19 protein-coding genes are annotated in these 25,824 nt (G+C 65.5%); 8 read left to right on the forward strand and 11 right to left on the reverse strand.

All coding sequences use genetic code 11. The annotated features are described in order from the left end of the window. Positions 1 to 122 precede the first annotated feature (122 nt). Positions 123 to 1,478: a PLP-dependent aminotransferase family protein gene (locus ACOIX3_RS23750; RefSeq protein WP_420971785.1), complete on the forward strand. Its 1,356-nt coding sequence runs from the start codon at positions 123 to 125 to the stop codon at positions 1,476 to 1,478. A gap of 6 nt (positions 1,479 to 1,484) precedes the next feature. On the opposite strand, the gene ACOIX3_RS23755 is transcribed toward ACOIX3_RS23750, so the two are convergent. From ACOIX3_RS23755 to ACOIX3_RS23775, 5 genes are all read right to left on the reverse strand, one after another. Continuing rightward, the gene (locus ACOIX3_RS23755) at positions 1,485 to 2,141 is read right to left on the reverse strand and encodes a carboxymuconolactone decarboxylase family protein (RefSeq protein WP_420964527.1); all 657 of its coding nucleotides are present in this window, start codon (positions 2,139 to 2,141) and stop codon (positions 1,485 to 1,487) included. Between the two features lie 84 nt (positions 2,142 to 2,225). Then, positions 2,226 to 3,038: a class D beta-lactamase gene (blaOXA, locus tag ACOIX3_RS23760; protein WP_420964528.1), complete on the reverse strand. Its 813-nt coding sequence runs from the start codon at positions 3,036 to 3,038 to the stop codon at positions 2,226 to 2,228. A gap of 131 nt (positions 3,039 to 3,169) precedes the next feature. Further along, on the reverse strand, positions 3,170 to 3,433 hold the full coding sequence (locus tag ACOIX3_RS23765; RefSeq protein ID WP_212309639.1) for an EscU/YscU/HrcU family type III secretion system export apparatus switch protein: 264 nt from the start codon (positions 3,431 to 3,433) through the stop codon (positions 3,170 to 3,172). Then, the gene (locus ACOIX3_RS23770) at positions 3,430 to 5,010 is read right to left on the reverse strand and encodes a flagellar hook-length control protein FliK (protein ID WP_420964529.1); all 1,581 of its coding nucleotides are present in this window, start codon (positions 5,008 to 5,010) and stop codon (positions 3,430 to 3,432) included. The genes ACOIX3_RS23765 and ACOIX3_RS23770 overlap by 4 nt, the downstream gene beginning before the upstream one ends. Positions 5,011 to 5,074: 64 nt before the next feature. Continuing rightward, a complete protein-coding gene (locus ACOIX3_RS23775; protein WP_420964530.1) occupies positions 5,075 to 5,860 on the reverse strand; it encodes an ATP12 family chaperone protein in 786 nt (261 codons plus the stop codon). Positions 5,861 to 5,930: 70 nt separating this feature from the next. On the opposite strand from ACOIX3_RS23775, the gene ACOIX3_RS23780 reads away from it, so the two are divergent. Continuing rightward, a complete protein-coding gene (locus ACOIX3_RS23780) occupies positions 5,931 to 6,386 on the forward strand; it encodes a hypothetical protein (protein ID WP_420964531.1) in 456 nt (151 codons plus the stop codon). Positions 6,387 to 6,506: 120 nt separating this feature from the next. Here the strand turns inward: ACOIX3_RS23780 and ACOIX3_RS23785 are convergent, their stop codons facing one another. After that, positions 6,507 to 10,271: an Ig-like domain repeat protein gene (locus ACOIX3_RS23785; protein ID WP_420964532.1), complete on the reverse strand. Its 3,765-nt coding sequence runs from the start codon at positions 10,269 to 10,271 to the stop codon at positions 6,507 to 6,509. A 712-nt stretch (positions 10,272 to 10,983) separates the two neighbouring features. On the opposite strand from ACOIX3_RS23785, the gene ACOIX3_RS23790 reads away from it, so the two are divergent. The 4 genes from ACOIX3_RS23790 to ACOIX3_RS23805 all read left to right on the forward strand — a co-directional run bounded on the left by ACOIX3_RS23790 (position 10,984) and on the right by ACOIX3_RS23805 (position 16,686). Next, entirely contained in the window at positions 10,984 to 12,723 is a 1,740-nt protein-coding gene (locus ACOIX3_RS23790; RefSeq protein WP_420971786.1) for a multicopper oxidase family protein, read from the forward strand. Beyond that, entirely contained in the window at positions 12,723 to 14,897 is a 2,175-nt protein-coding gene (locus ACOIX3_RS23795) for an alkaline phosphatase family protein (RefSeq protein ID WP_420964533.1), read from the forward strand. The genes ACOIX3_RS23790 and ACOIX3_RS23795 overlap by 1 nt, the downstream gene beginning before the upstream one ends. A gap of 138 nt (positions 14,898 to 15,035) precedes the next feature. After that, complete coding sequence (locus tag ACOIX3_RS23800) at positions 15,036 to 15,494, forward strand: GNAT family N-acetyltransferase (protein ID WP_420964534.1); 459 nt, start codon at positions 15,036 to 15,038, stop codon at positions 15,492 to 15,494. 133 nt (positions 15,495 to 15,627) lie between these two features. Further along, positions 15,628 to 16,686, forward strand: a complete 1,059-nt coding sequence (locus ACOIX3_RS23805) for an MBL fold metallo-hydrolase (protein ID WP_420964535.1) — start codon at positions 15,628 to 15,630, stop codon at positions 16,684 to 16,686. Between the two features lie 28 nt (positions 16,687 to 16,714). Here ACOIX3_RS23805 and ACOIX3_RS23810 read toward each other — a convergent pair whose 3' ends face one another. Then, positions 16,715 to 17,929 (reverse strand): amidohydrolase family protein, encoded by a 1,215-nt coding sequence (locus ACOIX3_RS23810; RefSeq protein WP_420964536.1) that lies wholly within the window; start codon positions 17,927 to 17,929, stop codon positions 16,715 to 16,717. A gap of 123 nt (positions 17,930 to 18,052) precedes the next feature. Next, positions 18,053 to 19,249: an RluA family pseudouridine synthase gene (locus ACOIX3_RS23815; protein ID WP_420964537.1), complete on the reverse strand. Its 1,197-nt coding sequence runs from the start codon at positions 19,247 to 19,249 to the stop codon at positions 18,053 to 18,055. A 129-nt stretch (positions 19,250 to 19,378) separates the two neighbouring features. On the opposite strand from ACOIX3_RS23815, the gene ACOIX3_RS23820 reads away from it, so the two are divergent. Both ACOIX3_RS23820 and ACOIX3_RS23825 read left to right on the forward strand, forming a co-directional pair. Then, positions 19,379 to 20,023 carry an alpha/beta hydrolase gene (locus ACOIX3_RS23820; protein ID WP_420964538.1) on the forward strand — a complete coding sequence of 215 codons (645 nt, stop codon included), beginning with the start codon at positions 19,379 to 19,381 and terminating at the stop codon, positions 20,021 to 20,023. After that, positions 20,020 to 20,169, forward strand: a complete 150-nt coding sequence (locus ACOIX3_RS23825) for a hypothetical protein (RefSeq protein ID WP_420964539.1) — start codon at positions 20,020 to 20,022, stop codon at positions 20,167 to 20,169. The genes ACOIX3_RS23820 and ACOIX3_RS23825 overlap by 4 nt, the downstream gene beginning before the upstream one ends. A 525-nt stretch (positions 20,170 to 20,694) precedes the next feature. On the opposite strand, the gene ACOIX3_RS23830 is transcribed toward ACOIX3_RS23825, so the two are convergent. The 3 genes from ACOIX3_RS23830 to ACOIX3_RS23840 form a co-directional block, all read right to left on the reverse strand. Then, positions 20,695 to 22,854, reverse strand: coding sequence for a tripartite tricarboxylate transporter substrate-binding protein (locus ACOIX3_RS23830; protein WP_420964540.1), 2,160 nt, complete (start codon positions 22,852 to 22,854; stop codon positions 20,695 to 20,697). A 190-nt stretch (positions 22,855 to 23,044) separates the two neighbouring features. After that, positions 23,045 to 24,379, reverse strand: a complete 1,335-nt coding sequence (locus ACOIX3_RS23835; RefSeq protein ID WP_420964541.1) for a replication-associated recombination protein A — start codon at positions 24,377 to 24,379, stop codon at positions 23,045 to 23,047. Beyond that, positions 24,376 to 25,734: a DegQ family serine endoprotease gene (locus ACOIX3_RS23840; RefSeq protein WP_420964542.1), complete on the reverse strand. Its 1,359-nt coding sequence runs from the start codon at positions 25,732 to 25,734 to the stop codon at positions 24,376 to 24,378. Before ACOIX3_RS23840 ends, ACOIX3_RS23835 begins: the two co-directional genes overlap by 4 nt. Between the last annotated feature and the right edge of the window lie 90 nt (positions 25,735 to 25,824).

Genomic DNA, 25,824 nt, shown 5'->3' on the forward strand with positions numbered 1-25,824 from the left:
AAGGCAGCTACGGATCAGTACAATATCGCCAAACTGTATGGGTAGAGGTAGGCATACACTTGCGGCAACCATCTAACCATCGCGCCGTTTTGGCGCCGAAGGCGACCCGGACCACCGAGGTGATGAACGCGATCCGCGCCAGGATCGCGAGCCGCGCGCTCGCCGCCGACGACCGCCTGCCCTCGATCCGCAGCTTCGCCGCGACCATGGGCGTCTCGCCCTCGACGGTGGTCGAGGCCTATGACCGGCTCGCCGCCGAGGGCCTGATCCGGGCGCGGCCGGGCTCGGGCTTCTATGTCTCGTCCGCAGCGCTGCCGCCGCTGGCGCTGGCCAACGACCAGCCGCAGCACGACCGCGCCGTCGATCCGTTCTGGGTGTCGCGGCAATCGCTCGACGCCGCGAGCGGCGCGCTGAAGCCGGGCTGCGGCTGGCTGCCCGCCGACTGGATGCCGACCGAGGCGCTGCGGCGTGCGTTCCGCGGCCTGGCGCGTGCCGAGGACGCCGTGCTCGCCGATTACGGTGCGACGCGCGGCTCGCTGGCCCTGCGCCGCATGCTGATGGCGCGGTTCGCCGACGAGGGCCTCGAAGTGTCGCCCGAGCAGGTGCTGCTCACGATGTCCGGCACCCAGGCGATCGACCTGATCTGCCGCTTCCTGCTGCGGCCCGGCGACACGGTGCTGGTCGACGATCCCTGCTATTTCAATTTCCGGGCGCTGCTGCGTGCCCATCAGGTCAAGCTCGTCAGCGTGCCCTACACGCCATCGGGGCCCGATGTCGCAAGCTTCGAGGCGGTGCTCGAGGCCGAGCGGCCGCGGCTCTACATCACGGTATCCGGGCTGCACAATCCGACCGGGGCGACCATGTCGCCGCAGACCGCACACCGCGTGCTGAATGCAGCGGCGGCATACGACTTGACGATCGTCGAGGACGACATCTTTGCCGATTTCGAGCCGGAGCCGTCGGCGCGGCTCGCAGCGCTCGACGGGCTGAACCGCGTGATCCGGATCGGCAGCTTCTCCAAGACGCTGTCGGCGTCGTTGCGCTGCGGCTTCATCGCGGCGCGCGCCGACTGGATCGAGCAGCTGGTCGACCTGCAGGTCGCGACCGGGTTCGGCGGCCCCTGCGCGGTCGCGACCGAAATCATCGCGAGCGTCTTGGCAACCGGCTTCTACCGCAAGCATGTCGAGGAGCTGCGCCGGCGGCTGGCGCGCGCCCGCCGCGACGTCGGCGAGAAGCTGCAGCGCATCGGCATCGAGCCGTGGCTGATGCCGCGCGGCGGCTTCCAGCTCTGGTGCCGCCTGCCCGACGGCTGCGACTCCGCCGACGTGGCGCGCGCTGCGCTCGCCGACAACATCGTGCTGGCGCCGGGCAACGTCTTCAGCACCACGCAATCGGCGACCGGCTTCATGCGCTTCAACGTCGCGCAATGCCGCGACCCAAAACTGATGCCGGCCTTGCTGCGGGCGATCGGGCGCTGAAGCGCCCTACTTCTCACCCACCTTGAACGGCTCTTCCTTGCCCGGCGGCACCGTCTCTTCCGCCATCGCCAGCAGCATTGCGACCATCACGTAATTGCCGGCGAGCGCAGTGAGGTCGACGATCTGCTGATCGTTGAAAACCTTCTTGGCCCGCGCATAAGTCTCGTCGGAGACCTTCTTGGTCGTGGTGAGCTCGGTGACGAAATCGTACACCACGGCCTCATCGTCGGCCATTTTCGACGGACGATTGCCGGCCTTGAGCTCGGCGATGACATCGGCCGACAAGCCGGCCTTGGCCGCCAGCGGCGCATGCGCGAACCATTCGACCTGCGAGCGCCACTGCCGGCCGATGATCAGGATCGCGAACTCGTTGAGCTTCGTCGGTACCGAGGTCTGCCAGCGCAGGTAATAGAACAGATCATAGAGCCGCTGGCCGAGCACCGGGCTCCGGATCATCGGATTGTAGGGACCGCCGATGCCGACGCTCGACACCTTCATGATCGCCTCGCCGAGCGGCCGCTGCTGGTCGTTGAGCTGGTCCATCGTGAGCTGCGGGAAGCGCGGCTCCTTGCTGGTGGCCGGCGCCGAAAACATTGTGGCCGCGAGCCAGCCGCCGGCCGCGGCCAGCGTGAGCGACGAGAGCCAGACGGATGCCGATTGCATGGTTTCCTCCGCGATTGCTTTTATCGGAGGATGCTAGTCGAGCCGCGTGCCGGCCACCAGCCGCGGCGCACGCAGGTCAGATCGTCACAGCGCGACGATATCGGTGAGGCATTGCTGCGTGACGCTCATCCGCGCATCGATCTGCGCCTGGGTCTTGCAGTCCATGTTCATCGCGAACACGGTGATCTCGCTGCCCTTCTCGGCCCAGCCGACCAGCCAGCCGAGCGAGCCATGCTCCTTGTCGGTGAGGCCAGTCTTGGCGCGAATGACGGCGTCACCGACTTTCGTGACGGGAAGGATGTCACACACCAGCTGCTGGCTGCGCTTGCCGACCGGCAGCACGCCGCGGCGCAGCCGGTCGAGGAAGTCGATCTGCTGCACCGGATCGATCCGCAAGTTTCCTGTCACCCAGAACTGGTCGATGCCGCCGCCGATGTCGCGGTTGCCATAGTCGATCGTGTCGAGATACTTTTGCATCCGCTCCACGCCGATCCGGCGGGCGATCTCCTGAAACACCGGAAAGGCCGACACCGCGATCGCCGAACGCAGCGTGTGATCCTTGTTCCAGGCCTCGATGCTGCGGGTTGTGCCGTCCCACTTGAAGACGTCCTTGTCGGGATCCTGCACCACGCCGGTCTCGAGCGCGATCAGCGCATTCGGGATCTTGAAGGTCGAGGCCGGCAACTTGCCCTCGCCCGAGCGAACCTTGTCGCTCGCGATGATCAGATAGTCGTCGACCTTGTAGCCGACGAAGGTGCCCTCGGTGCCGAGATCGAAGAAGCGCTTTTGCAGGTCCTCACGAAACTCGCTGCGCTGGTACGACACGTTGGCGAAGCTGCGCGACGGCAGGATGGTGGCGGCAGCAAACAGACCGAGCGCATGGCGGCGATGGATCACGAGAGGACCTGATCTGGTTCGGGTTGACGACGATGCTGATGCCATCGTGGTGAAAGGATGGCAATGAGACTCACTTGTTTGACGCGTTCTTCACGCGAACCGGTGCCCACTTCGCTTGAAAAACGCTATCGCTAGCGCGCCCTGCCCGACATCCGCAGCACGAACACCAGCACCTCGGCAACGGCCTTGTAGAGCTCGGCCGGGATCTCGTCGCCGAGCTCGACATTGGAGAGCGCGCCGGCCAAAACCTCGTTCTCCTCGATCGGGATGTCGTTGGCCTTGGCGACCTCGATGATCTTGGCGCCGATCGCGCCCTTGCCTTTCGCCACCACGCGCGGCGCGCCGGCGTGATCGTAATGCAGCGCGACCGCGAGCTGGTTCGGCGTCTCGCTCATGATGCGCGATCCAGGAAATGGCCGGCGCGCGCGGGCGCAGGCTGCGGCGGACTGCCGTCACGGATCTCGATATCGCCGGGCGTGAGCTCGGCCCTGGTCAGCGCCTGGCTCAGCTCGGAGGCGCCGGCGCGCAGCTGCGCGGCGGTCGAGGGGCGCTCGGCCCACATCCGCACCGAGGTGCGCTCGCCGTTCAGCGAGACCAGCGCATGCACCGGACCGGCCGGCTCGACGTCGAGCGTGAAGCGCGCCCGCCACACCCGCTTGGCGGCTTCGACCTCATTGCCGCCGCCGTCGCGGGAAATCTCGAACTGCGCCATCGCCGTGCCCTGCTGGGTCAGGAACGGGATCTCGAAATTCCAGCGCGGCACCATGGCGTCGAGCTGCGGACGCGTGCCGTCGCCGCGGTCCGGCAGCGAGGCGATCTGCAGCAGCGTCTGCCGCGCGAGTGCCGCGTCAGTGTTTTCCAAGAGGCGGTGCGCAGCGGTCGAAAGCGGTGTGCCTGGCGCGATCGATGGCTCGGCAACGGCCTGCGCCGACGGCAGCGCGCCGTGAAACGGCGGTGGCGGCGTGCTGCCGCGTGCGGGCACGTCGCCGGGCAGCATCTCCCTCGGCGCGGCGCCCTGCCGTGCCGGGTTGCCGAGCTCATGCAGCGCTTCCTGAATGAGATTGAGCGCGCCGCCCGCAGACGGGCCGGCATCGAGCGCATCCGCGAGAGCGCCTGCGAGGCGGGTGGCGCCGCGGGTGAGATCCTCGGCAACTGGCACGCGCGCCTGCGGCAGCAGGATTTCCTGAACCTCGAGCTCGGGCATCGCCGGCGGCACAATGCCCGGCGCCATGCCCGCACTGGCGAGCGCCGGCTGCTGCAACGGCGTGGGCGCAGGCCTTGCGGCATCGCCGGCACCGAGCGAGGTCAGGGCCTGACGCAACACGATCAACGCGGCTTTCAGATCGGGTGCGCTGCCGCTCGCAGGTGTTACGCCCGCGGCGAGCGTCGCCTCCAGCAGCACGCCGGATTTCTGGAAGCCGGCCTTGACGGCATCGCCGCTCAAATTCTCGTTGAGGCCGGTCTGCTGCGCCAGCACCTGCGCGATCGCGGCCTGCAGCTTCGGCGGCAGATTGGCCGCAGCGACCGCGGTGAGATTGGCAAACAGCGGCGCCTGACTGCCCTGCACGGCCGCCGCATCCTGCGCCGTCGCGGTGATGGTGATGCGCTCGAGCGGCGTCAGCGCAACCTTGGGCGACGTGGCGACGGGCTGCGGCGCGGCGGTGACGTTAGCGGCCGCCGGCGACAACTGCACCGCATCGCCCGTGTCGGCCCCCGGCCCGACCAGTTGCAGGCGGATGCCGTCATTGGTCTGCGAGACCGCCAGCTGCAGGTTCTGGCCCGGCTGCAGCGGGACCTCGGTCTGGACGTCGATCGACAGGCTCGCGATCGCGATCCGCACCAGATCGGCCGACAGCACCTTCAGGACCTGGGCATTGACGACGCTGCCGGCCTCCAGCGTGAGATCAGGCGCAACGCTGCCCGCCTCGTTCGAGGCAAGCACCGGCAGCACGGGATTGACGGCGAGTGCCATGTCGGAGGTCTCGGCCAGGCGCGAGGGACGTGCCGCAGGCTAGCCCGGCGTCGTAAACCCCTCGTTAACCGGCAGCCGACCTGAACTCCCTCAGGACGCCGGCGGCGGCCCTGAAATCGGCCTGCCGGGCGGCGCGGCGCGCGGCGACCTCCTCGTCGACGCCCCATTTCTCGATGTTCCAGTCCTCGTCGACATGGGCGGCGGCCCAGACCTGGTCCTCGTCACGGACGCCATGGGCCAGCGCCAGCGCCAGCAGTGCCGAGCCGGTCAGGGTCGTCACCACATGGAGCGCCGCGACCGACCACGGATCGGTCGGGAACGCCGCACGCGCCGCCCTGATCGCGGGCTCGGGCTGGCCGACATGCATGACCCCTTCGGCCATCACGAAATGGGCGCCGAGCGCATCGGCGGCCCAGAACAGGATCGGGTCCCAGTGCCGGGCCTCGCGCGCCACCAGCGTGTCGGGATAGCCGGCGCGATAGAACAGCAGGTCGCTGCCGAGGAATTTTGCCGCATCGTCGGCCACCTCGTCGACGCGATCGATCACCCCCTCGATCACGCTGTTGGCGAGGCGCGTCAGCGGCATGGTCATGGGATCGATGGTCTCGCCCTGCGCATTCCATTCGGCTGCGACCGCATCCGCAATGGCACGGCTCGGCACCACGATCGGCTTGCCGGACGGCGAGCGAATCTGCTTGCCGTCGAGCGTGATCGCAAATCCGCCATCGGCCTCGGCCACGCCGGCGCTGGTGTAGAACCGCTTGCGCTGGGGCTTGCGGATGTGGCGGCGCACCGCCTCCTGCGGGTCGAGCGGGGATTGGTCTGGGACGTCGTCGAAGAGTTCGCGCATTGCGCCGGCCGGCTTTCGCTTGGGAGGATTTCCCTGCAAGATATGCCAGCGGCAACGGCAAATAAAGCTGATGGGACGCGGCAAATTCCTCGCGGGTTTTTCGCTGGTTGCGACGGTTTTCGGAGCCGCCGCCACCGACGCCGGGTTCCGCACACCGGAATCGCTGATCCGCAACGTCTACGCCCATTACGGCAAAGGCAGCGCCGCGTTTTCGAATGGCCTGCCGCGCGACGACGAAACCGCCCGCCAATTCTTCGATTCCGGCCTGCGCAGCGCCTGGACCGCCCTGCACGACGCCCCCTACGATTTCCTGGTGCAGAGCCCGACCTGGCGGCTCGGCCCGATCTCGATCGCAATTCCGCGCCGGCAATTCGACAGGACCGACGTGACGGTGACATTCGACAACGAGGGCCGCGCGGTCACGCTCAACTTCATCGTCGTCAACGGTCCCGACGGCTGGGTGATTGCGGACGTCGAGAGCCCGCACGATTCGTTGCGGATGTTTCTGGCGCAGTTCAGGCGCTAAAGCGCGATGAGAATAGGTTGAATCGTCATCGCGCTTTAGCTTCTTGTTTGAGCATGGTCTTTTCGGAAAACCGCTTCACACTTTTCCGGATCATGCTTCAGGCGACGATCAACGCGATGGTCAGAACGGCACTGAGGCGCGGGCGCGATAGATCCAGACGCTGGCATTGCCGCCGATGCCGCCGAACTCGGCGCCGAGCGCGACCTGGCCGCCATTGGCGAACCTGGCAGTCACCCCGCCGATGGCGCGCGCCGAAAAGCCATCGAGCACGACCGCACCCGGAAGTCCGGACGCCGCCAAGGCCGCGGTCGCGTTGTCGGAATTGAAGTAGTAATCGCCGTACAATCCGACATAAGGCGCCAGTGCGACCGTCGACGACCATGCGACGGGATAGGCGACCTTGACGCCCGCACTGGCCCGCCCGGTCGAGAAGTCGCGCGCGGTCTGCAACGTGCCAAGGGAATCGGTGTAGGCGCTCTCGTGCTCCCATAACGCGTAGATGCGCGCGGAAGGTTCGAACTGCAGGCCGAAGCCCTGATAGCTGCCGGTCAGTCCGCTCGACACCATCCAGCGCTCGCCGCCGAAATTGCCGGATGCGGTGCCCGCGGTGCCGTCATAGCCGATGCCCGAATAGCTGACACCCGCATCGAAGCGGATGGTCTGGGTCAACTTCCATCCGAGATACGAGCCGACCGTCCAGCCATCGCCCTTCAGACGGCCCTGCAAGGCGTCGGACCGATAATCGAACGTCTCATACCCGCCGAGCACGCCAACCACGAAATTCGACGACAGCCGTCGCGTCAATCCGGCGATCAAATTGACCTGGTTGCCGTAGAGCATCGACGCACCGGCGACCGTGCCGACCGCACCGGTGCCGGTGCCCCAATGGTCGAGCACGGCGCCGCGCACTTCCGCCCAGCCGAGCCAGTCGCGTTGTTCGACGTAACGCGGCGGCGCCTTGGTGGGCGCGGCATAGGCCATCGCTCCGAACGCGTCGTCGATGCGCGATGTCGAACGGGTGGTGTTGCCTGGCAGCGTCTGCGCGGCAAAGCCGCGCCCGTTCGATGCGGACGATCCGTCGATGCCGGCAAATGGATCGGCCGAGCGTGGCGCGCGGTCTTCGGACGACTTGCCGTCGGGATCGGCGGCGAAATTGATCCGCATGCCGCTGCCGGTCGGCGTCATGAACGCGCCATCGCCGCCAAAGGCTTCGGAGATCGCGGAATCGATCGCGCCGGAAATCGCCGCACCCGAGTTCTGCGCCACCACCGGCGCCGCCAGCGTCTGCATCGCGCGCAGCTTCAGACTGTCAGCCGGCGTGCTGACCGCCTGGATCAGCGCCGTCGAGGTGCTGGTCACGAACGCCGCGCTGCCGCCATAGACCGCGGTGATGGAGTGCGAGCCGAGCGTCAGCGACGAGATCGTCAATGCCGCAACGCCGCCTCCACCCAATGTTGCGCTGCCGATCACGGCAGCACCGTCCTTGAATGTCACCGTGCCGGCGGGCGTGCCGCCGCCGCTGGTCACGGTCGCGGTAAAGGTCACCGCCTGGCCGACCTGGCTCGGATTGGCCGACGATGACAGGGTGGTGGTGGTCGCCGACTGATTGACGGACTGCGCCAGCGCCGCCGAGGTCGACGGCGTGTTGTTGACGTCGCCGCCATATGTCGCGGTGATGCTGTGGCTACCTGACGCCAGCGTCGAGGTCGTGAATGTCGCGACGCCGCCGGCGAGCGTCACCGCGGCTCCGAGATTGGCGGCGCCATCCTTGAATTGCACCGTCCCGGTCGGCGAAGCGCCGGTTACGGTCGCGGTAAAGGTCACCGATTGGCCCGGCGTGCTGGGATTGAGCGACGACACGAGGCTGGTGCTCGTCGCGGCCTTGTTGACGGTCTGCGTCAGCTCTGCCGAGGTCGAGGTCGTGTTGTTGACGTCGCCGCCATACACCGCGGTGATAGTGTGGCTGCCCGACGCCAGCGATGAGGTCGTGAACGTCGCGACCCCGCCGGCGAGCGTCACCGCTGCTCCGAGATTGGCCGCGCCATCCTTGAATTGCACCGTCCCGGTCGGCGAGGTGCCGGTCACCGTCGCGGTGAAGGTCACCGATTGGCCCGGCGTGCTGGGATTGAGCGACGACACGAGGCTGGTGCTGGTCGCCGCCTTGTTGACGGTCTGCGTCAACGGCGCCGAGGTCGATGGCGTGTTGTTGCCGTCGCCGCTATAAACCACCGTGATGGTGTGGCTGGTTGTCGCCAGTGATGAGGTTGTGAATGTCGCGACCCCGCCGGCGAGCGTCACCGCTGCTCCGAGATTGGCGGCGCCATCCTTGAATTGCACGGTCCCGGTCGGCGAGGCGCCGGTCACGGTCGCAGTAAAGGTCACCGATTGGCCCGGCGCGCTGGGATTGAGCGACGACGTCACGGTGGTGGTACTTGCCGCCTGGTTGACGGTTTGCGTCAACGCCGCCGAGGTCGATGCCGTGTTGTTGGTGTCGCCGCTGTACACGGCCGTGATGCTGTGGCTGCCCGCTGCCAGCGATGAGGTGGTGAATGCGGCGGTGCCGCCTGCGAGCGTCACCGCGGCTCCGAGATTGGCGGCGCCATCCTTGAATTGCACTGTCCCGGTCGGCGAAGCGCCGGTCACCGTCGCGGTGAAGGTCACCGATTGGCCCGGCGTGCTGGGATTGAGCGACGACGTCACGGTGGTGGTGCTCGCCGCCTGGTTGACGGTCTGTGTCAGCGTCGCCGACGTCGACGCCGTGTTGTTGCTGTCGCCGCTATACACCGCGGTGATGCTGTGACTGCCCGTAGCCAGCGACGAGGTGGTGAATGTGGCGACACCGCCGGCGAGCGCCACGGCTCCGAGATTGGCGGCGCCATCCTTGAACTGCACCGTCCCGGTCGGCGAGGCCCCGGTCACTGTCGCGGTAAAGCTCACCGATTGGCCCGGCGTGCTGGGATTGAGCGACGACGTCACGGTGGTGGTGCTCGCCGCCTGGTTGACGGTCTGCGTCAGCGCCGCAGAGGTCGATGACGCGTTGCCGCCGTCGCCGCTGTAGACCGCCGTAATGCTGTGGCCGCCTGTGGCCAGCGACGCGGTGGAAAGCGCAGCGACCCCGCCCGCGAGCGGCACCGCTCCTCCCAGATTGGCGGCGCCATCCTTGAATTGCACCGTCCCGGTCGGCGAGGCGCCGGTCACGGTTGCGGTAAAGATCACCGATTGGCCCGTCGTGCTGGGATTGAGCGACGACGTAACGGTGGTGGTCGTCGTCGTGAGGCCGACGGTCTGCGTCAGCCCGCCGGAGGATGTCCCATTGTTGCTGTCGCCGCCATAGACCGCTGTGATGCTGTGGCCGCCCGCGGACAGCGATGACGTGGTGAACGAGGCGGTGCCGCCGGCAAGCGGCACCGCTCCTCCCAAATTGGTAGCGCCATCCTTGAATTGCACCGTTCCGGTCGGCGAGCCGCTGCCGCTCACCGTCGCGGTGAAGGTCACCGATTGGCCCGGCGTGCTGGGATTGACCGACGACACAACGCTGGTCGTGGTCGGGGCCAGGGTGACGATCTGCGTCAGAGGTGGCGAGGTCGATGCCAAATTGCCGTTGGTATCGCCGTTATAGGTGGCAGTGATGGTATGGCTGCCGAGAGTCAGCGATGAGACGTTGAATATGGCGTCGCCGGCACCGACAAAACTCGATCCCAGGTGGGTGATTCCATCAAAGAAATCCACCGTTCCGCCCGGCACGAAGGGGCCCGTGACCGTCACCGTTGCGACGAGAGTCACCGTTTGACCAACCACGCTCGGGTTCTCTTGCGATATCACGACCGTGGAGGTCGCCTGAGCGAAGGCATCGCCCGCCGCGCCGACAACACCAAGCAAGGTCATGACGAATATACAGGCCAGGCGAGCGGAAAAAATCCGCTTCCGGACCGCCAATAAAATCCAGCGCAATTGCCGACCCCTGCCCGCCGGCGGAACGCTGCAGCTGCAATTGCTTCAGCGCTTCCAATTCCCCAGCAGGACGATCATGCCCACACCCGAGACCCGATTTCCATTACCGTTATCGGCCAGGTTCCCGTTCCTGTGCCTGGTGTGCTACTTCGGCCACTAGCGGATCTCCGGGCCGATCCAGTAGTCGGCGCTCGAACGTCGCTTTGTGTGCGCTTGATGAGAAGCGCGTAACCTCCGACGCAAGCAACCCCAGCCTCGATGACGAGATCGCCGACGCCGAAAAAATATCCGGCGGTTGGCAGGTCCACCCCTTCTCTCCGCAATCCAGTCGGGACACCGTTCATCCGATTGATCGCTCAGCAAGTTTGAACATCTGCGCGCGTTCCGCGTCGAAGTGCCGCAAGATGCTGTCATCTGCACGTTAAAAACCTGCCAGATTTCGGCAACAACGCGCGGCTAGCGTCCCGACACCAAACAGAAGCATTTGTCGACCATCGCGGTCGCAAGACGTGGACTGACGTCACGCGTGACGTCCGTGCGCGCTTGCGCGCCGGTGGCGGCGTATTGGCGGGGCGGCGTGGCGCGACGACTTTCGACCGTTTGTTGTGTCATCGTTGCGGCTTGCCTCGGGCTTGCCGTGAGCGGCATGACGGCCTGGCTCGGCGCAACCGGCCTGCAGAATGCGCCGCGCACGCAACAGGACGTTTGTGCCCGGCCTGAGCCCGGAAGCGCGATCGAGGAACCCGCCGAATTGCGCAGCCGCGACGGCGTGCTCGAGACCGACCTCAGTGTCCACGATCAGAAGCTGCCGGATGGCACGAGTCGCTATTGCTATCTGACGCCGGACGGCAAGCCGTCGCCGACCTTGCGGTTGAAGCCGGGCGATCAGCTGGTCATCCATTTCAAGAACGACCTCGTCGACCTCGATACGGCAACGCCTGCGATCGACCGCCCGCTCGCCGGCGCGCCGATCTGCACGACGCGAAAGCAAGCCGATATTTGCGGGAGCGGCGCGATGACGCCGATCTCGACCAATCTGCACTTCCACGGGCTGACGGTGCCGCCGGTCTGCCATCAGGATGATGTGCTGAAAACCTCGATCCAGCCCGACGACGCGCCGTTCGAATACCACCTGCGCATTCCGGATGACGCGCCACCCGGTCTCTATTGGTATCACCCGCATCTGCACGGCTTCAGCAAGACGCAGGTGCTCGGCGGCGCCTCGGGCGCCATCATCATCGAAGGCATCGAGCGCGCCGATCCACAGCTCGCCGGCCTTCCCGAGCGCGTGCTCGTGATCCGCGACCAGGATCTCGTCAATCCCGATGCGTCGCCGTCGAAATCCGAGCCGGTCATGACCAAGAGCCAGCTCGACAATGACGGCGACGTCGCCAACTCCGGCACCGGCTTCGGCAAGCCGTCGAAGGACCTCTCCGTCAACTTCGTGCCGGTGCCCTTTCCGAACTATCCGCCGGCCCGGCTGACGATGAAGCCCGGCGAGCGGCAGCTCTGGCGGGTGCTGAACGCGTCCGCGATCACCTATCTCAACCTCGCGCTGCTGGTCGGCCGCACACCGCAACAGATCGGGATCGTCGGGCTCGATGGGGTGCCGCTGCAATTTCAGGGCAGCCCGTCGCCGTCAGTGCAATGGGTCAACCATATCGGCCTGCCGCCGGGCTCCCGCGCCGAATTCATCGTCGAGGGGCCGCCGGCCGGCAGCTCGGCCCTGCTGGTGACGCGCGCGGTCGACACCGGGCCCGCCGGCGAGAACGATCCCAACCGCGCCCTAGTGGCCATCACGCCTTCAGTCAACGCGAACGAACCGCAGGCCGCGTTGCCGGCTCATGCCGAGCCGCTGCCGCGACCGGAGCGGCCGTGGGTCGGGACAGTCGCCCCGGTACGCATCCGCAAGCTGTTCTTCTCCGAGCAGCCGGAGAACCCGAACGATCCGAACAGCCCGACCAAGTTCTTCATGACGCTCGACGGCGAGACGCCGAAACCGTTCGATCCGCAATCGGACGTTCCCGACATCACCGTGAGACAGGGCGACGTCGAGGACTGGATCATCGAGAACCGCTCGATGGAGCTGCATGATTTCCACATCCATCAGCTGCACTTCCAGCTGCTCGACTGGTCCGGCGTCGCCGTCAACGAGCCGTTCCTGCGCGATACCGTCAACGTCCCCTACTACAATGGCCGGATGCTGAAATATCCGAGCGTGCGCCTGCGCATGGATTTTCGCGATCCCAACATCGTCGGCACCTTCGTCTACCACTGCCACGTCCTCGAGCATGAGGACGGCGGCATGATGGGACGCATCAGGGTCGCGCCGCGAGACACCGCAAGTTCCACCAAGCCACTTAGTCTGCAAAAAGGAGAGCTTTAATGCGCGACAAGCACAGGTCACGTTGGCTGCAAGGTTGCCGCCTCACCCTCAGCGCGCTTGCGCTGGGCCAATTCACCGCCGGCCCGGTGCTTGCGGAGGACTGGAATCATCACGGCGGACACGGGACACGGTCGCCGATCAAGCACGTGATCGTCATCATCGGCGAGAACCGCAGCTTCGACCACGTGTTCGCGACCTACGTGCCCGAACGGCGCGACCAGAGCGTGTTCAACCTGCTCTCGCAGGGCATCGTCAAGCTCGATCTCAACAAGAACGCGGTCCCCGGGCCGAACTTCGAGAAGGCGCATCAGCAGGCAGCGACGGATACCGGCCTGAACGACGCATTCCTGCTGAGCCCCCCGAAGCAGAACTTCCCCAAGGATCAACTGCCGGCTCCGCTCGTCGGCGGCCCCAAGGTCTCCTACATCCCGAACAAATGCGGCAGCTCGCCGATCACCACCTGCGAGGCGTCGCTTGCGCTGGCGCAGCAGTCGGAATCCGGCCTGCCGTCCGAGTACTACCAGTTCCTGCTGTCCGGCGGCACTGGTCAGAGCTCACAGACGCCCGACCAGCGCATCACCAATGTCAGCGCGCTGCCGGCCGGTCCGTTCCAGCTCACCAACACCGATGCGATGCCCTACGACTCCTATTCGGCAAGCCCGGTGCATCGCTTCTACCAGATGTGGCAGCAGCTCAACTGCAACCACTCGGCGGCCAGCCGCGACAATCCGTCGGGCTGCGGCGGCAATCTGTTCGCCTGGGTCGAAGTCACCGTCGGCGCCGGCGCCAACGGTGCAGCACAGCCCACCAACTTCTCCACGGAATACTCGCCGACGGCAACGACCACCGGCGAGGGTTCGACGGCGCTCGGCTTCTACAACGTGCAGAAGGGCGACGTGCCCTACTTCACCTCGCTCGCGCAGAAATACGCGATGAGCGACAACTTCCACCAGTCCGTCAACGGCGGCACCGGCGCCAACCACATCATGTTCGGCCATGCCGACATGCTCTACTTCAGCGACACCTACGGCAACGCCGCGGTGCCGCCGAACGGCACGCAGGTGTTCGGCGGCACGCCCGACGCCGGCATCGTGCATGAAATCGAGAATCCGAACCCGGCTTCCGGCACCAACAACTGGTACACCGAGGACGGCTACGGCGCCGGCGGCAATGGCGGCTTCCCGCCGCCCTTCCAGACCAGCCCGGTGTCGGGCGGCGGCTCCTACAGCGACTGCTCGGATCCGACCCAGCCCGGCGTCAAGCCGATCCTGGACTATCTGAAGGGGATCCACATCAACGCGAATTGCGAGCCGGGCCACTATTATCTCTTGAACAACTACAATCCGGGTTACTTCGGCAACGGCAAGAACGCCTACACCGACACCAACCCGTCCAACACGCCGTTCACGATCCCGCCGTCGACCCGCAAGAGCATCGGCGACAGCCTGAACGAGCGGAACGTCTCCTGGAAGTACTACGGCGACCAGTGGAACAACTACGTCAACGATCCCTACCAGCTCAATTGGGGTGTGGCTGGTCCGAACGCGGACGAGTACTGCAACATCTGCAATCCGTTCCAGTACGACACTTCGATCATGTCGCACCCGGACCAGGTCGCAGCCCATATCAAGGACTCGGTTGATCTCTACTCCGACCTTTCCAAGCACTCGCTGCCGGCGGTCTCCATCGTCAAGCCGAGCGGCTTCACCGACGGTCACCCGTCGTCCTCCAAGCTCAATCTGTTCGAAGGCTTCGCGAAGAAGATCGTCGACCAGGTCCAGGCCTCGGACTATGCGAAGGACACCGCGATCTTCATCACCTTCGACGAAGGCGGCGGCTACTTCGACTCCGGCTATGTGCAGCCGCTGGATTACTTCGGCGACGGCACCCGTATTCCGCTGATCGTGGTGTCGCCGTTCGCGCGGCACGGCCACATCTCGCATGAATATGCCGATCACGTTTCGATCATCAAGTTCATCGAGCGGAACTGGCGCCTGGAGCCGATCACGAACCGCAGCCGCGACAACTTCCCGAACCCGGTTGCGGCGCCCGGCAATCCCTATGTTCCGGTCAACAGCCCGGCGCTCAGCGATCTGTTCGACTTCTTCGACTTCGACGGCGGCGGCCATCATCATGGTGACGGCGACGATCAGGGCGGCAACTGGAACCACTGATCGCGGCACCTCGCGATACAACAATCCGCCGGCCCGAAAGGGTCGGCGGATTTCGTTTGCGCCCAGCGGATGTCCATAGCCAGCGCGAACCTGTAACGTGTCTTGTGACAGATCTCGTCTCCATGGAAATCCTGTTCAATGACATCAATCGCTTTCCGCCAGGCCCAAGCGGCCGACCTTCCGGCGATCATCGCGCTCCTCGCCAACGACGTGCTGGGACAGCAGCGCGAGGATGCGAGCTCGCCGCCGAACCCGCGATACGTCGATGCCTTCGATGCCGTCCTCGCCGATCGCAACCAGTTGCTGGTCGTGGCAACCCTGAACGACGAGGTGGTCGGGACCCTTCAACTCAGCTTCATTCCCGGAATGGCACGCCTGGGCGCCTGGCGCGGCCAGATCGAGGCGGTCCGAATTGCCGAGGCGCACCGCAGCTCGGGCGTCGGGCAGCAGATGTTCGAATGGGCGATCGCGCAATGCAAAGCGAGAGGCTGCGATCTCGTGCAGCTGACCACCGACAAGGCGCGCCCCGACGCACACCGCTTCTATGAACGATTGGGATTCGTCGGCAGCCACATCGGCTACAAGCTGATGCTTTAAGCTTGCCGCACCGTGCGGCGAGTCCAACCGGCCGCGCGATCACAACACCTCGATGCGGCGCGGCCGAGTGTTGAGATATGGCGCCGGCTTTGGCAGTCTCGGTGAAGACCGGAACGACGCGGGAGCCGACAGCATGCGGCACTTCATTCTTCCGACACCCCTACTGGCCGTCATCTGGCTGCTGCTGCCGCTTCCCGCCCAATCGGCGCCCTGCCTGCTCGTCACCTTGACCGGCACCATGAGCGGTCCCGCCTTGCTCAATGGCGTCGCGGGCGCCGGCACACTCGTGCGCTACGGCGACGACAGTGCCGATTGCGGGACGCTGAGGCTGCAGTTCGACGCAGGCCGCGGCACTGAACTGCGGCTGTCACAACTGAACGTCGAACCTGGCCAGATCGACGCGGTCTTCCTCACGCATATGCACTCGGATCACACCGAGGGCCTCGTCGACCTCCTGCTCGCGCGCTGGAACTGGAATTCCGGCGGGGCCGCGCTCGATGTCGTCTGCAGCAGCGACGCGCCCTCGCCGCTCGGCTTCACCCTGAGCTGTGGCAAGTTTGTCGCGCATATCGGCGACGCCTTCATTCAGTCCGGCGAAATCGCACAGCGGGTTTCAGAGGACAGGAAACGATTGGCGGGCGGACCTGCCGAGCTTGTGCATCTCGTCACGTTCGAGCCGACGGACGAGCCACAGGTGATCTGGTCGAAGGGCGAGGTCCGGGTGAGCGCGATCCGCTCGACCCACATCGCGGGCCATGCCTCCTATCGCGTCGACACGCCGGCCGGCAGCGTCGTGATCGGCGGCGACGCCAGCAATGACAGTGCGGCTCCGCCGCGTCCGACCTCGACGTCGGCGCAAGTCGAGAAGCTGGCACAAGGCGCCGACGTGATCGTGCACTCGACCATGCATCCCATCATGGGTCCGGAGCGCGACAGCGGCATGCCGCCGCCCGTGTTCTACCGCCAGAGCCTGGCGCCCGACCTTGGCGCCATGGCAAAGCGCGTGGGCGCCAAATATTTGATGCTGACGCACCTCGCGCCGCAGGTCGGGGCGACGCATCACGGCCCCTACAAGGTCCCCGGCGGCGCGCTCACCGAAGCGGACTATCGCGCCGCCGCCGAGGCCGGCGGATTTACCGGCACGACGATCGTCGGCTCGGATCTCGCCACCTTGCGCCTTCCCGCCAAATAGACCGGCGCAGCCGGTCCCCGGCCGGCTATCACGGCTTCTGATAGATCACGCGACCCGCACGGATGGTGATGCTCACTTTCGCAAGATTGGCGACGTCGCTGAGCGGATCACCGTCGAGCACCACGAGATCGGCGTCAAAACCCTGCTCCACCTTGCCCTTCTTCGCGGCCTTGAAGAACCGCGCCGGGTTGGTCGTCAGCGAGGCCAGCACCTGGCGTTCCGACAGCACGCGATGCATCAGCTCGAATTCCTGCGTGGTGTCGTACAGCGTGGTGAAGCCGACATCGGTGCCGAACAGCACCGTGCCGCCATTCTCGGAGAACTGCTTGAGCTGGTTGACGGTCGCGGCCACCAGACGGTTGGTGACGTTGGGGTCGAGCACCACCGTCGTGAACAGCGCCAGCGTCGGGATCAGCGCCGTCCCCTGCGCCTTGAACCGCGCCAGCTGGTCATCCGTGTAGCTCCGCTCGCTGGGCGTCGTGTGCGCCAGCACGTCGACGTCCGCTGCGATTACCGTCTCGACGCCGATCTTGTTCTGCGGGTGCGCGAACACCGGCCTGCCCTGCGCATGCGCGACGTCGACGGCCGCCTTGGCGATCGCCGTATCCATGTTGATGACAGGCTTATCGCCCATGAACGCGCCGGTGAACAGCTTGATGCCGTCCTCGCCCATCGCGAGCCAGTCGCGCGCCCACTTCGTGGCCTCCTCAGGTGTCGCAGCTTCGGGAAGCTGAATTTCGGGCGGCAGGTACACGGGATGCCCGCCCTTGGGAAACACGTTGCCGGCGAGCAGGATATTCGGACCGGCGACTTCACCCGCTGCGATGCGCTTGCGCAGCGGCAGCGTGTTGCGTGGATCGGAGCCGAGGTCCCAGACCGTGGTAAAGCCCCAGCGAGTCAGCATCTCCTGCATGTGCTGCGTCAGCGGCGCGGCCGGCGCCTCGCCGGCATTGTGCCAGACATGTTCCGTGAAATGCACGTGGCTGTTCCAGAACCCGGCAACGATGGTCTTGCCGCTGCAATCGATCACCCGCGCATCCGAGGGCAGCTTGACGTCGCCGGACTTGCCGGCCGCGCTGATGACGCCGTCCGTGATCACGATCGCCGCATCCGGCAGCGCGGCCGCATCGGCCGATGCGTAAAGCGTGCCGCCACGGAGCACCACGGTCTCGGCATGTGCCGCCGTAGAGGCGACAGCCGAGCCAATCAGGAAAAGCGCGACGCGTAACCAGGTCCCGGTCATGGACAGCCTCTTTGACGGTTGCATGCCGGCGGTGCCCGGCGCGCGGCAACATAGCCGCGGCGCGATGAGCCGCTTTGATCGTTCTTGCTGTCCGCGACGGATATCGGGAGGCGGCGTCCGCCGTCACTCCTCGGGCGCGTTCTCGATCGGGTCGAACCGGTCGGCCTCGAGCCCGAGCAGATTCCAGGATTGCAGCATATGCGGCGGCAGCGGCGCCGTCGCGTCGATCACGCCGCCGCGCGGGTGCGGAATCACGATGCGGCGGGCGAGTAGATGTAGCCGGTTCTGCAGGCCGCCCGGCAGCTGCCAGTTTTCCTTGTTGAAGTATTTGGGGTCGCCGACGATCGCGTGATCGATATGCGCCATGTGGGCGCGCAACTGATGGGTGCGGCCGGTCACCGGCTTGAGCGAGACCCAGGCGAGCTTCGTCGCCGAGGTCTCGACCACGGCGTAATAGGTCACGGCGTGGCTGGCGCCCTCGTCGCCATGCGCCGCGATCCGCATGATGCTGTCCTCCTCGCTCTCCTCCTTGGCGAGGTAGGTCGAGATGCGGCCCTGCTTCGGCTTCGGCACGCCAGCGACCAGCGCCCAGTAGATCTTGCGCGCGGAGCGATGACGGAACGAGCCGGTCAGAGCGGTTGCGGCGAAACGCGTCTTGGCGATCAGCAGGCAGCCCGAGGTCTCGCGGTCGAGCCGATGCACCAGCCGCGGCTTCTGTCCCTTGGCGTCGCGCATCACCTCCAGCATGTCATCGACATTGCGCGTGATGCCGGAGCCGCCCTGAACCGCCAGACCTGCGGGCTTGTTCAGCACCATCACGTCGGCGTCCTCGAACAGGGTCATGTCCTTGAGGTCCTGGAGGGTCTTCTTCGCCGCTTCAGACAGGCTGGTGGCTGCCTTCGGCGTATCGAGCCGCAGCGGCGGAATGCGGACGCTCTGCCCTTCTTCCAGCCGGTCCTTGCTGTCCGCACGCTTGCCGTTGACGCGCAACTCGCCCTTCCGGACGATGCGCTGGATATGGGAAAACGACAGGCCGGGGAAACGCGCCTCGAGAAAACGGTCGACGCGCATGTTGTCCTCGTCCGCCGTCACCACCACGGTCTGCACCTTGGTCGGCAGCGGCGGCGGCTCGGCGACGCTCTTCTCCGGCTCGGGCACGAAGGGCTTGGGCGCCCGCTGCTTGTCGCCAAGGCGCACCGCTGCTGACTTGCCGCCCGCACGATGCGCCGGCCCCCGCTCAGCGGCCGGGCCGCGATGGGGACGCGCGCCCTTGGCGCGGTCGGCGGCTGGGCGGAGAGGTCTCTTGACGCGGCGGCTCATGGGGTTGCAACTCCGAAGTTAAGCCCGTGGGTAGCGCAAATGCCGCGAATCGTCACGGCGAAATCGGTACGAATCCGGCGCAACATCGGCCATGTTCGGCCGCAATCGGCAATCGGCGGGAGCTTTGGAATGAGACTGGCGGTATCGGCTTTGGCGGCGGCCCTGATGCTCTCCGGACCGGCGCTGGCCCAGCAAGGCCCGATGCCGGAAGATCTGGCCTGGAAGCTGCTGGAACTCGGCCGCGTCATCGACCCGCCCAAGACGGCCGCACTCTACGCGCCACTGCAGCAGAAGGAGCCCTATCAGGGCGTCAAGGTCGAGCGCGACGTCAAGTATGGCCCTGCCGACCGCCATCTGCTCGACGTCTTCACGCCGGACCCGGCGACGGCGGCGCCCCGGCCGGTGCTGATCTACATCCACGGCGGCGGCTTCATTGCCGGCAACAAGCGCAACCCCGGGAGCCCGTTCTACGACAACGTCATGCTGTGGGCCGCCAAGAGCGGCTTTGTCGGCGTCAATGCCACCTATCGCCTGGCGCCGGCCTTTCCCTGGCCGGCAGGCGCCGAAGACATGGGCGCGATCGTGCAGTGGGTCGCAGAGAACATCGCCAGCCGCGGCGGCGACCCCAGCCGCGTCTTCCTGATGGGCCAGTCGGTCGGCGCGATCCATGTCGCGAGCTACGTCTCGCACAGCGAATTCCACAAGGTGAAGGGCGGCGGCCTCGCCGGCGCGATCATGATCCGCCGCGCTTCGTCGAGCAGTTCGAGCTGTTGAAGCAGGCGAGCTGCAAGCGGCCGAGCGGCTGCGTCCGCAGCTTCATGCTGCCGCAGCACAGCCACACGTCGGAGGTCTACGCGATCAACACGCCGGACACGCGGCTGACGGACGAGATTCTGGAGTTCGTGAAGAGCGTCAAGTGACGCGCCAGAGCAATATGAGCTACAGGCCGTCGCAGCGGCGCTGCCAAAATATCGAAAACAACCCCATGCACAGTAGCCGGCGGCGGCCGGCGTTCGACCAGGCAACTTGACACGTCGGGCAACTCAGGGATACATTTCTAATATTCCGAAGCCGCGCAAGTGTCCTCGCCCAAGGTCGTGCACATTTGCGAGCTTCTGCAACTCACGCTCCCACGCTGGCGGGCGGGACCGGGAACGCGCGTCATTCGCAGCCGCAGCCTCTCGTCGAGCACGCGGACTCGCTAAGGCGCAGCCACAACCGGATTGACGCGAGTTGAACAAATTCAAGGTAGTTGGCGGCGAGCTTGTCAATGGCTCGGCCGTGAGGCTCAAGTGGTCGCTATGCACCCGAAAGCGGACCTATCGTGCTTACCTTGAGTTTTGTCGTTCATGACCCGAATCGAACTCCCTATTCTTTTCGGCAGGCTCGGCCGCCTGCGCGCATTCGCGCCAGTGTCGGCGTGCGGAGGCCGCTGCCGCGATCGTCTATCGCTTCAAGAGTTTCGCGATTTCCTCCGGGCCGACATCGAATAGGTCGACCCCAAGTTCCCTGAACTTGACCGAGGTAGCCGGGTCATGATCGACCGTCTTCATTATGTCGGCCAAGGCAAGCATTTCTTCGGCAGCGGCGCCCTTCCTCGCTCCTACGGCGTACCAATCTCCGTCGGAGTACCCCGGGAAGAACTCCGCCACGGCAGGTACGTCCGGAAGTCGCGCGTTGCGGTTGGCTCCGGTCACCGCGAGCGCTCGAACGCGTCCTGTATTCGTCACGTCCGCCGCATGGAGAATGGTCGACATCATCAGGTCCGCCCGACCGGCGATCACGGCCGCGTAGGCGTCGTCACCCGACGCCGGGATCCGCTCGCCCTGGATGTCGAAATGGTTCAGAAAGTTCTCCACTACCTTGGTCGCCGTCCCTCCGCTATCGACGTATCTGATGGGTGTCTTTTCCAATCGCGCATATCGGACCAGATCAACCACCGTCTGTACCGGAAGTTTGGGGGTGGCGAGCAGTACGTACGGCACTCGAGCGAAACCACGAAGCGGGACGACGTCCTCAGGAGGCAACGCATCGCTTCCGAACATCACGAAATGGTAGTCAAGCGACGTGTCCGGCGGCGGCGGCCATTTCCGATCGGTCGGAGCGCCAGTGATCCTGTTGAAAGCGAATCCCAGTTCGTACTGCAGAAATCCGCGCATGGACTGCATACTGCGGTCTTGTTCCAGATATTCGACCCTCACGTAGGCTTCCGGCCTCAACGGGATTTCGGTGGGGCGCAGCGCGGGCATCGGTGTCGATGCTGTACATTTAAAACTTGGAGGGCAGGAAGGGACTTTCGGTGGGACTACCGCCGTCGGATCTTTACCGTTCTCCGTGAGGATATTGAGCACGCTACAGCCTTCATGACCCAGCGACGCGTCGATCAGATGCCCGGTTCGGCCGTCGAAGACGCAGTAGTCGGACGCATTGACCGGCGGATCCATACCGTCCGGCAGTGTGTAGATCGTGTATCGGTTCAGTGCCGGCAGACGATGGATCGGCTTCAGAATCCGATAGACCTTGTTGCCGCGTAACCCCTGCCGTCGCGACGCTTCCACGTCTTCCTCGACGGCCATATCTTCGATGAGCGCTTCGAACCCGGCCCTGCCCGGTAGGACCTCATATCGTTCCAGTAGCCCGACGGAGACCATGCTATTCTCATCGAGACGGACCGGCTTCGCCACGTCTTCCGGAACGAATCGCTCGAACGACGGCATCTTGGTCCCGGTCAGATCTTCGCTATGGACGATCCGGTCGGCGCGCCCGATCTCTTGCAGCAACATTGTCCTCAGCGCATCGTCTTCGAGTCCTCCGGTCGCCATAGGAAGGCACGTCGTGAACGAGACTTTCTCCGGCGGGACGCCCGAAACCGCTGACGTGTACATCCCGCCCCGACTCTTGTCCGACTCGACGACCACACGATCGATCAGGCCCACGTTGCCATCGAGGTTCCAAATCGTCGGTGTCCGGCTTCCGAGAACAAGATAAAGCGGCCGGTCTCCCTCGATCCTGACGTTCGAAACAGTCGTCATCTTGTCGAGTCCTACCGTGGAGATCGGCGAAATTCCGCGCGAGCGGCTTCCTCCGAGGGCAAGCACTTCAGATTCCGTACGCGGCACAGGGATCGGGCACGACGGCGTCCCTGAAGTCGACTTTGATCGTTCGGGATAATTCCACAACGCCGCGATCACGTTGCTGCCGTCGGGTTGTCTCGAAACGTGGCCGACCACCACGCCTTTGGATCCCGCTCTCGGGTATCCTCCGCAAGACGAGACCTGGACCGCGAGTGACAGCGGCCCGGGATCGATATCTCCTCGCACCACCCGCGATACGCGGACGGCAACTGGACCGGAAGCTGACGCGGTCCCGGTGACTTCGATTTCGACCGCCACGGTCCCTTCGATTATCGGAAGATGGCCCTCTTCGAAGAAAATGGATTGATGCGTTGCGACACGGCAGGCGAGGGCCGGATCCGCGAAGGCGAGCATCGCGACGAGAGCCGCCGAAGCCGCGAGCGGCCGTTTCATCGGTGAAGCCTCCGTATCTTCAGGACGACAGTCAATAACAGAAGGCGCACCCGCGACAAAGGCTTCGGTGAGCCGCATTTATTTCAAGATTTCATTTCAAATATGCATTTGCGGAAATCGGAGGGCGATCCGCCGAGCGTGCAATAGCACACGCTGTCGGGATGGTCCGCTTTTGGCCCTTCTCGGAAGTCCGACAACGTCCGCTTTCGCGCCGCTCTTGGCGGGACAAGCGGACATCGATTCACCCGTTAATTTATGAGTACGCGGCCTAGCTCCCGCCGCGCTCCTTGCGCAGCCTGTTCCAGTAATCCAGCCGCTTGCGGATCTCGCGCTCGAAGCCACGGTCGGGCGGATCGTAGAAGGTCTGGCGGCCGAGCGCTTCCGGGAAATAGTCCTGGCCGGAGAACGCGTCGGGCGCGTCGTGATCGTATTGATAGCCGGAGCCGTAGCCCTCCGACTTCATCAGCTTGGTCGGCGAATTCAGGATGTGCTTCGGCGGCAGCAGCGAGCCGCCCTGCTTTGCGGTCTGCATCGCAGCGCCGAACGCCGTGTACACCGCGTTCGATTTCGGCGCGGTGGCGAGATAGACCACGGCCTGCGCGATCGCGAGCTCGCCCTCCGGCGAGCCCAGGAAGTCATAGGCATCCTTGGCAGCGTTGCAGACCGCCAGCGCCTGCGGATCGGCAAGGCCGATGTCCTCGACCGCCATGCGCACCACGCGCCGCGCCAGGAACAGCGGGTCCTCGCCGGCATCGAGCATGCGCGCGAGATAATACAGGGCCGCATCCGGATCGGAGCCGCGCACCGACTTGTGCAGCGCCGAGATCAGATTGTAATGGCCGTCGGCGGACTTGTCGTAGATCGGCGCGCGGCGTTGCAAGATGGCCTGCAACTGTTCGGCGTTGAACACCTCGCCCTTGCGCGCGGCGCGCCAGACCTCTTCGGCTAATGTCAGCGAGGCGCGGCCGTCACCGTCGGCCATCCGCACCAGCACGGCGCGCGCTTCCGCATCGAGCGGCAGGGTCTTGCCCTCGATCTTCTCGGCATTGGCAAACAGCCGTTCGATCGCGGCCGTATCGAGCGAGTGAAACACCAGCACGCGGGCGCGCGACAGCAGCGCCGCGTTGAGCTCGAACGACGGGTTCTCCGTGGTGGCGCCGACCAGCACCACGGTGCCGTCCTCCATCACGGGCAGGAAGGAATCCTGCTGCGCGCGGTTGAACCGGTGCACCTCGTCGACGAACAGCAGCGTGCCCTTGCCGGTCTCGCGCCGGGCCCGCGCGGCATCGAACGCCTTCTTCAGGTCGGCGACGCCGGAGAACACCGCGGAGATCTGCTCGAAATGCAGCTCGGTGGCATCGGCCAGAAGCCGCGCCACTGTGGTCTTGCCGGTGCCGGGCGGTCCCCAGAACACCAGCGAGCCCAACGTCCGCGTCTCCAGCATGCGGGTCAGCGCACCGTCGGGGCCGAGGATGTGATCCTGACCGACGACGTCGGCCAGCGTGCGCGGGCGCAGCCGGTCCGGCAGCGGGTGTGGCGCATCCTGCTCCATCCCCGCCGCGGCGAACAGGTTCGTCGCGTCCCGCGGTTGCTTGGGGCTCATCCGCCGAGCGTCACGTTGATCTGCTGGCCACCACGCACCAGCGTGATGCGCCAGATCCGCGACCCCGCCTTCGATACCTTGTCGAGGTCGCTGGTGTGTACGATCTTCTCATTGTTGACGGCGAGAATGATGTCGCCCTTCTGGAAGCCGACATTGGCGGCCGTGCCGTCATCGGCGAGCTCAGTGACGACGACGCCCTCCGCGCCGGCGTCGAGATGCAGCTCATCGGCCAGCGCCGGCGAGATGTTGGCGACCTTGGCGCCCTGGAATGGCGAACGCGCGGTCAGCACGATCTCGTCGCGGTTGGTATCGGGCGCGGTCTCCAGCGGCACGGTGAGCTTCACCGGCTTGCCGGCGCGCTGCACTTCGATCTCCGCGCTGCCGCCGAGCGGACGGGTCGCGAAGCGGTAGTCGAACGCATTGGGATCGTCGATGGCCTGGCCGTCGATCCCGACGATCAGGTCGGACAGTTTGAGCCCGGCCTTCGCCGCCGGGCTGTTGGGCGCGACGTTGGCGACCAGCGCACCGGTCGGCAGCTTCAGCCCGAGCGTCTCTGCGATCTCCGGCGTGACCGCCTGCAGCCGCGCGCCAAGCCACGGCCGCTTCACCGCCTTGCCGCCGCTCTTGGCGGAGGCCACCACCACGCGCACCATGTTGGCGGGGATCGCAAAGCCGATGCCCTGCGAACCGCCGGAGCGCGAGAAGATCGCGGTGTTGATACCGGCGAGCCGGCCGGTCATGTCGACCAGCGCACCGCCCGAATTGCCGGGATTGATCGCCGCGTCGGTCTGAATGAAGAATTGATAATCCGTGATCCCGACTTGAGTGCGCGCCAGCGCCGAGATGATGCCGTGCGTCACGGTCTGGCCGACGCCGAATGGATTGCCGATCGCCAGCACGACGTCGCCGACCTGCAGCTGATCCGAGTTGGCGAAGTCGAGCGTCGCGAACTTCTCCTTGTTGGTCCCCTTCAGCCGCAGCACCGCGAGGTCGGTGCGGCTGTCCTTCAGCACGATCTCGGCCTCGTATTCGCGCTTGTCGGCGAGCGAGACCTTCACCTGGTCGGCGCCCTCGATCACGTGATTGTTTGTGACCACGAGACCGGAGCCGTCGACCATTACGCCGGAGCCGAGCGAGCGCTGCATCTGCTCGGGCTGCTGCCCCGGGACGCCGAAGAAGCGGCGGAAGATCGGATCGTCCAAAAACGGATTGCGGTTCTGCACCGTCTTGGCGGCGTAGACATTGACCACCGCCGGCTGCACCCGCTGCACGATCGGCGCATAGGACAATTGGAGCTCGGCCTGCGAGGACGGCACGCGGCGGTCCTGGGCCGCGGATGGGGACAGATTCCCCATGAAAGCCAATGTGCACAAAGCGGATATGGCAGCGAAGCGGACAGGTCGGAGCATTCTCACCTCTCGTGGAAACGCCGGAATATAGGCGTG

It is taken from the genome of Bradyrhizobium sp. B120, from assembly GCF_049075665.1.
Lineage (GTDB): Bacteria > Pseudomonadota > Alphaproteobacteria > Rhizobiales > Xanthobacteraceae > Bradyrhizobium.

What these genes read in the sequence shown, in the direction of transcription:
- ACOIX3_RS23750 (WP_420971785.1), top strand. Translation starts at nt 123, where the DNA reads ATGAACGCGATCCGCGCCAGGATCGCGAGCCGCGCGCTCGCCGCCGAC.
- ACOIX3_RS23755 (WP_420964527.1), bottom strand. Translation starts at nt 2,141, where the DNA reads ATGCAATCGGCATCCGTCTGGCTCTCGTCGCTCACGCTGGCCGCGGCC.
- ACOIX3_RS23765 (WP_212309639.1), bottom strand. Translation starts at nt 3,433, where the DNA reads ATGAGCGAGACGCCGAACCAGCTCGCGGTCGCGCTGCATTACGATCAC.
- ACOIX3_RS23770 (WP_420964529.1), bottom strand. Translation starts at nt 5,010, where the DNA reads ATGGCACTCGCCGTCAATCCCGTGCTGCCGGTGCTTGCCTCGAACGAG.
- ACOIX3_RS23775 (WP_420964530.1), bottom strand. Translation starts at nt 5,860, where the DNA reads ATGCGCGAACTCTTCGACGACGTCCCAGACCAATCCCCGCTCGACCCG.
- ACOIX3_RS23780 (WP_420964531.1), top strand. Translation starts at nt 5,931, where the DNA reads ATGGGACGCGGCAAATTCCTCGCGGGTTTTTCGCTGGTTGCGACGGTT.
- ACOIX3_RS23785 (WP_420964532.1), bottom strand. Translation starts at nt 10,271, where the DNA reads ATGACCTTGCTTGGTGTTGTCGGCGCGGCGGGCGATGCCTTCGCTCAG.
- ACOIX3_RS23790 (WP_420971786.1), top strand. Translation starts at nt 10,984, where the DNA reads ATGACGGCCTGGCTCGGCGCAACCGGCCTGCAGAATGCGCCGCGCACG.
- ACOIX3_RS23795 (WP_420964533.1), top strand. Translation starts at nt 12,723, where the DNA reads ATGCGCGACAAGCACAGGTCACGTTGGCTGCAAGGTTGCCGCCTCACC.
- ACOIX3_RS23800 (WP_420964534.1), top strand. Translation starts at nt 15,036, where the DNA reads ATGACATCAATCGCTTTCCGCCAGGCCCAAGCGGCCGACCTTCCGGCG.
- ACOIX3_RS23805 (WP_420964535.1), top strand. Translation starts at nt 15,628, where the DNA reads ATGCGGCACTTCATTCTTCCGACACCCCTACTGGCCGTCATCTGGCTG.
- ACOIX3_RS23810 (WP_420964536.1), bottom strand. Translation starts at nt 17,929, where the DNA reads ATGACCGGGACCTGGTTACGCGTCGCGCTTTTCCTGATTGGCTCGGCT.
- ACOIX3_RS23815 (WP_420964537.1), bottom strand. Translation starts at nt 19,249, where the DNA reads ATGAGCCGCCGCGTCAAGAGACCTCTCCGCCCAGCCGCCGACCGCGCC.
- ACOIX3_RS23820 (WP_420964538.1), top strand. Translation starts at nt 19,379, where the DNA reads ATGAGACTGGCGGTATCGGCTTTGGCGGCGGCCCTGATGCTCTCCGGA.
- ACOIX3_RS23830 (WP_420964540.1), bottom strand. Translation starts at nt 22,854, where the DNA reads ATGCGGCTCACCGAAGCCTTTGTCGCGGGTGCGCCTTCTGTTATTGAC.
- ACOIX3_RS23835 (WP_420964541.1), bottom strand. Translation starts at nt 24,379, where the DNA reads ATGAGCCCCAAGCAACCGCGGGACGCGACGAACCTGTTCGCCGCGGCG.
- ACOIX3_RS23840 (WP_420964542.1), bottom strand. Translation starts at nt 25,734, where the DNA reads ATGGGGAATCTGTCCCCATCCGCGGCCCAGGACCGCCGCGTGCCGTCC.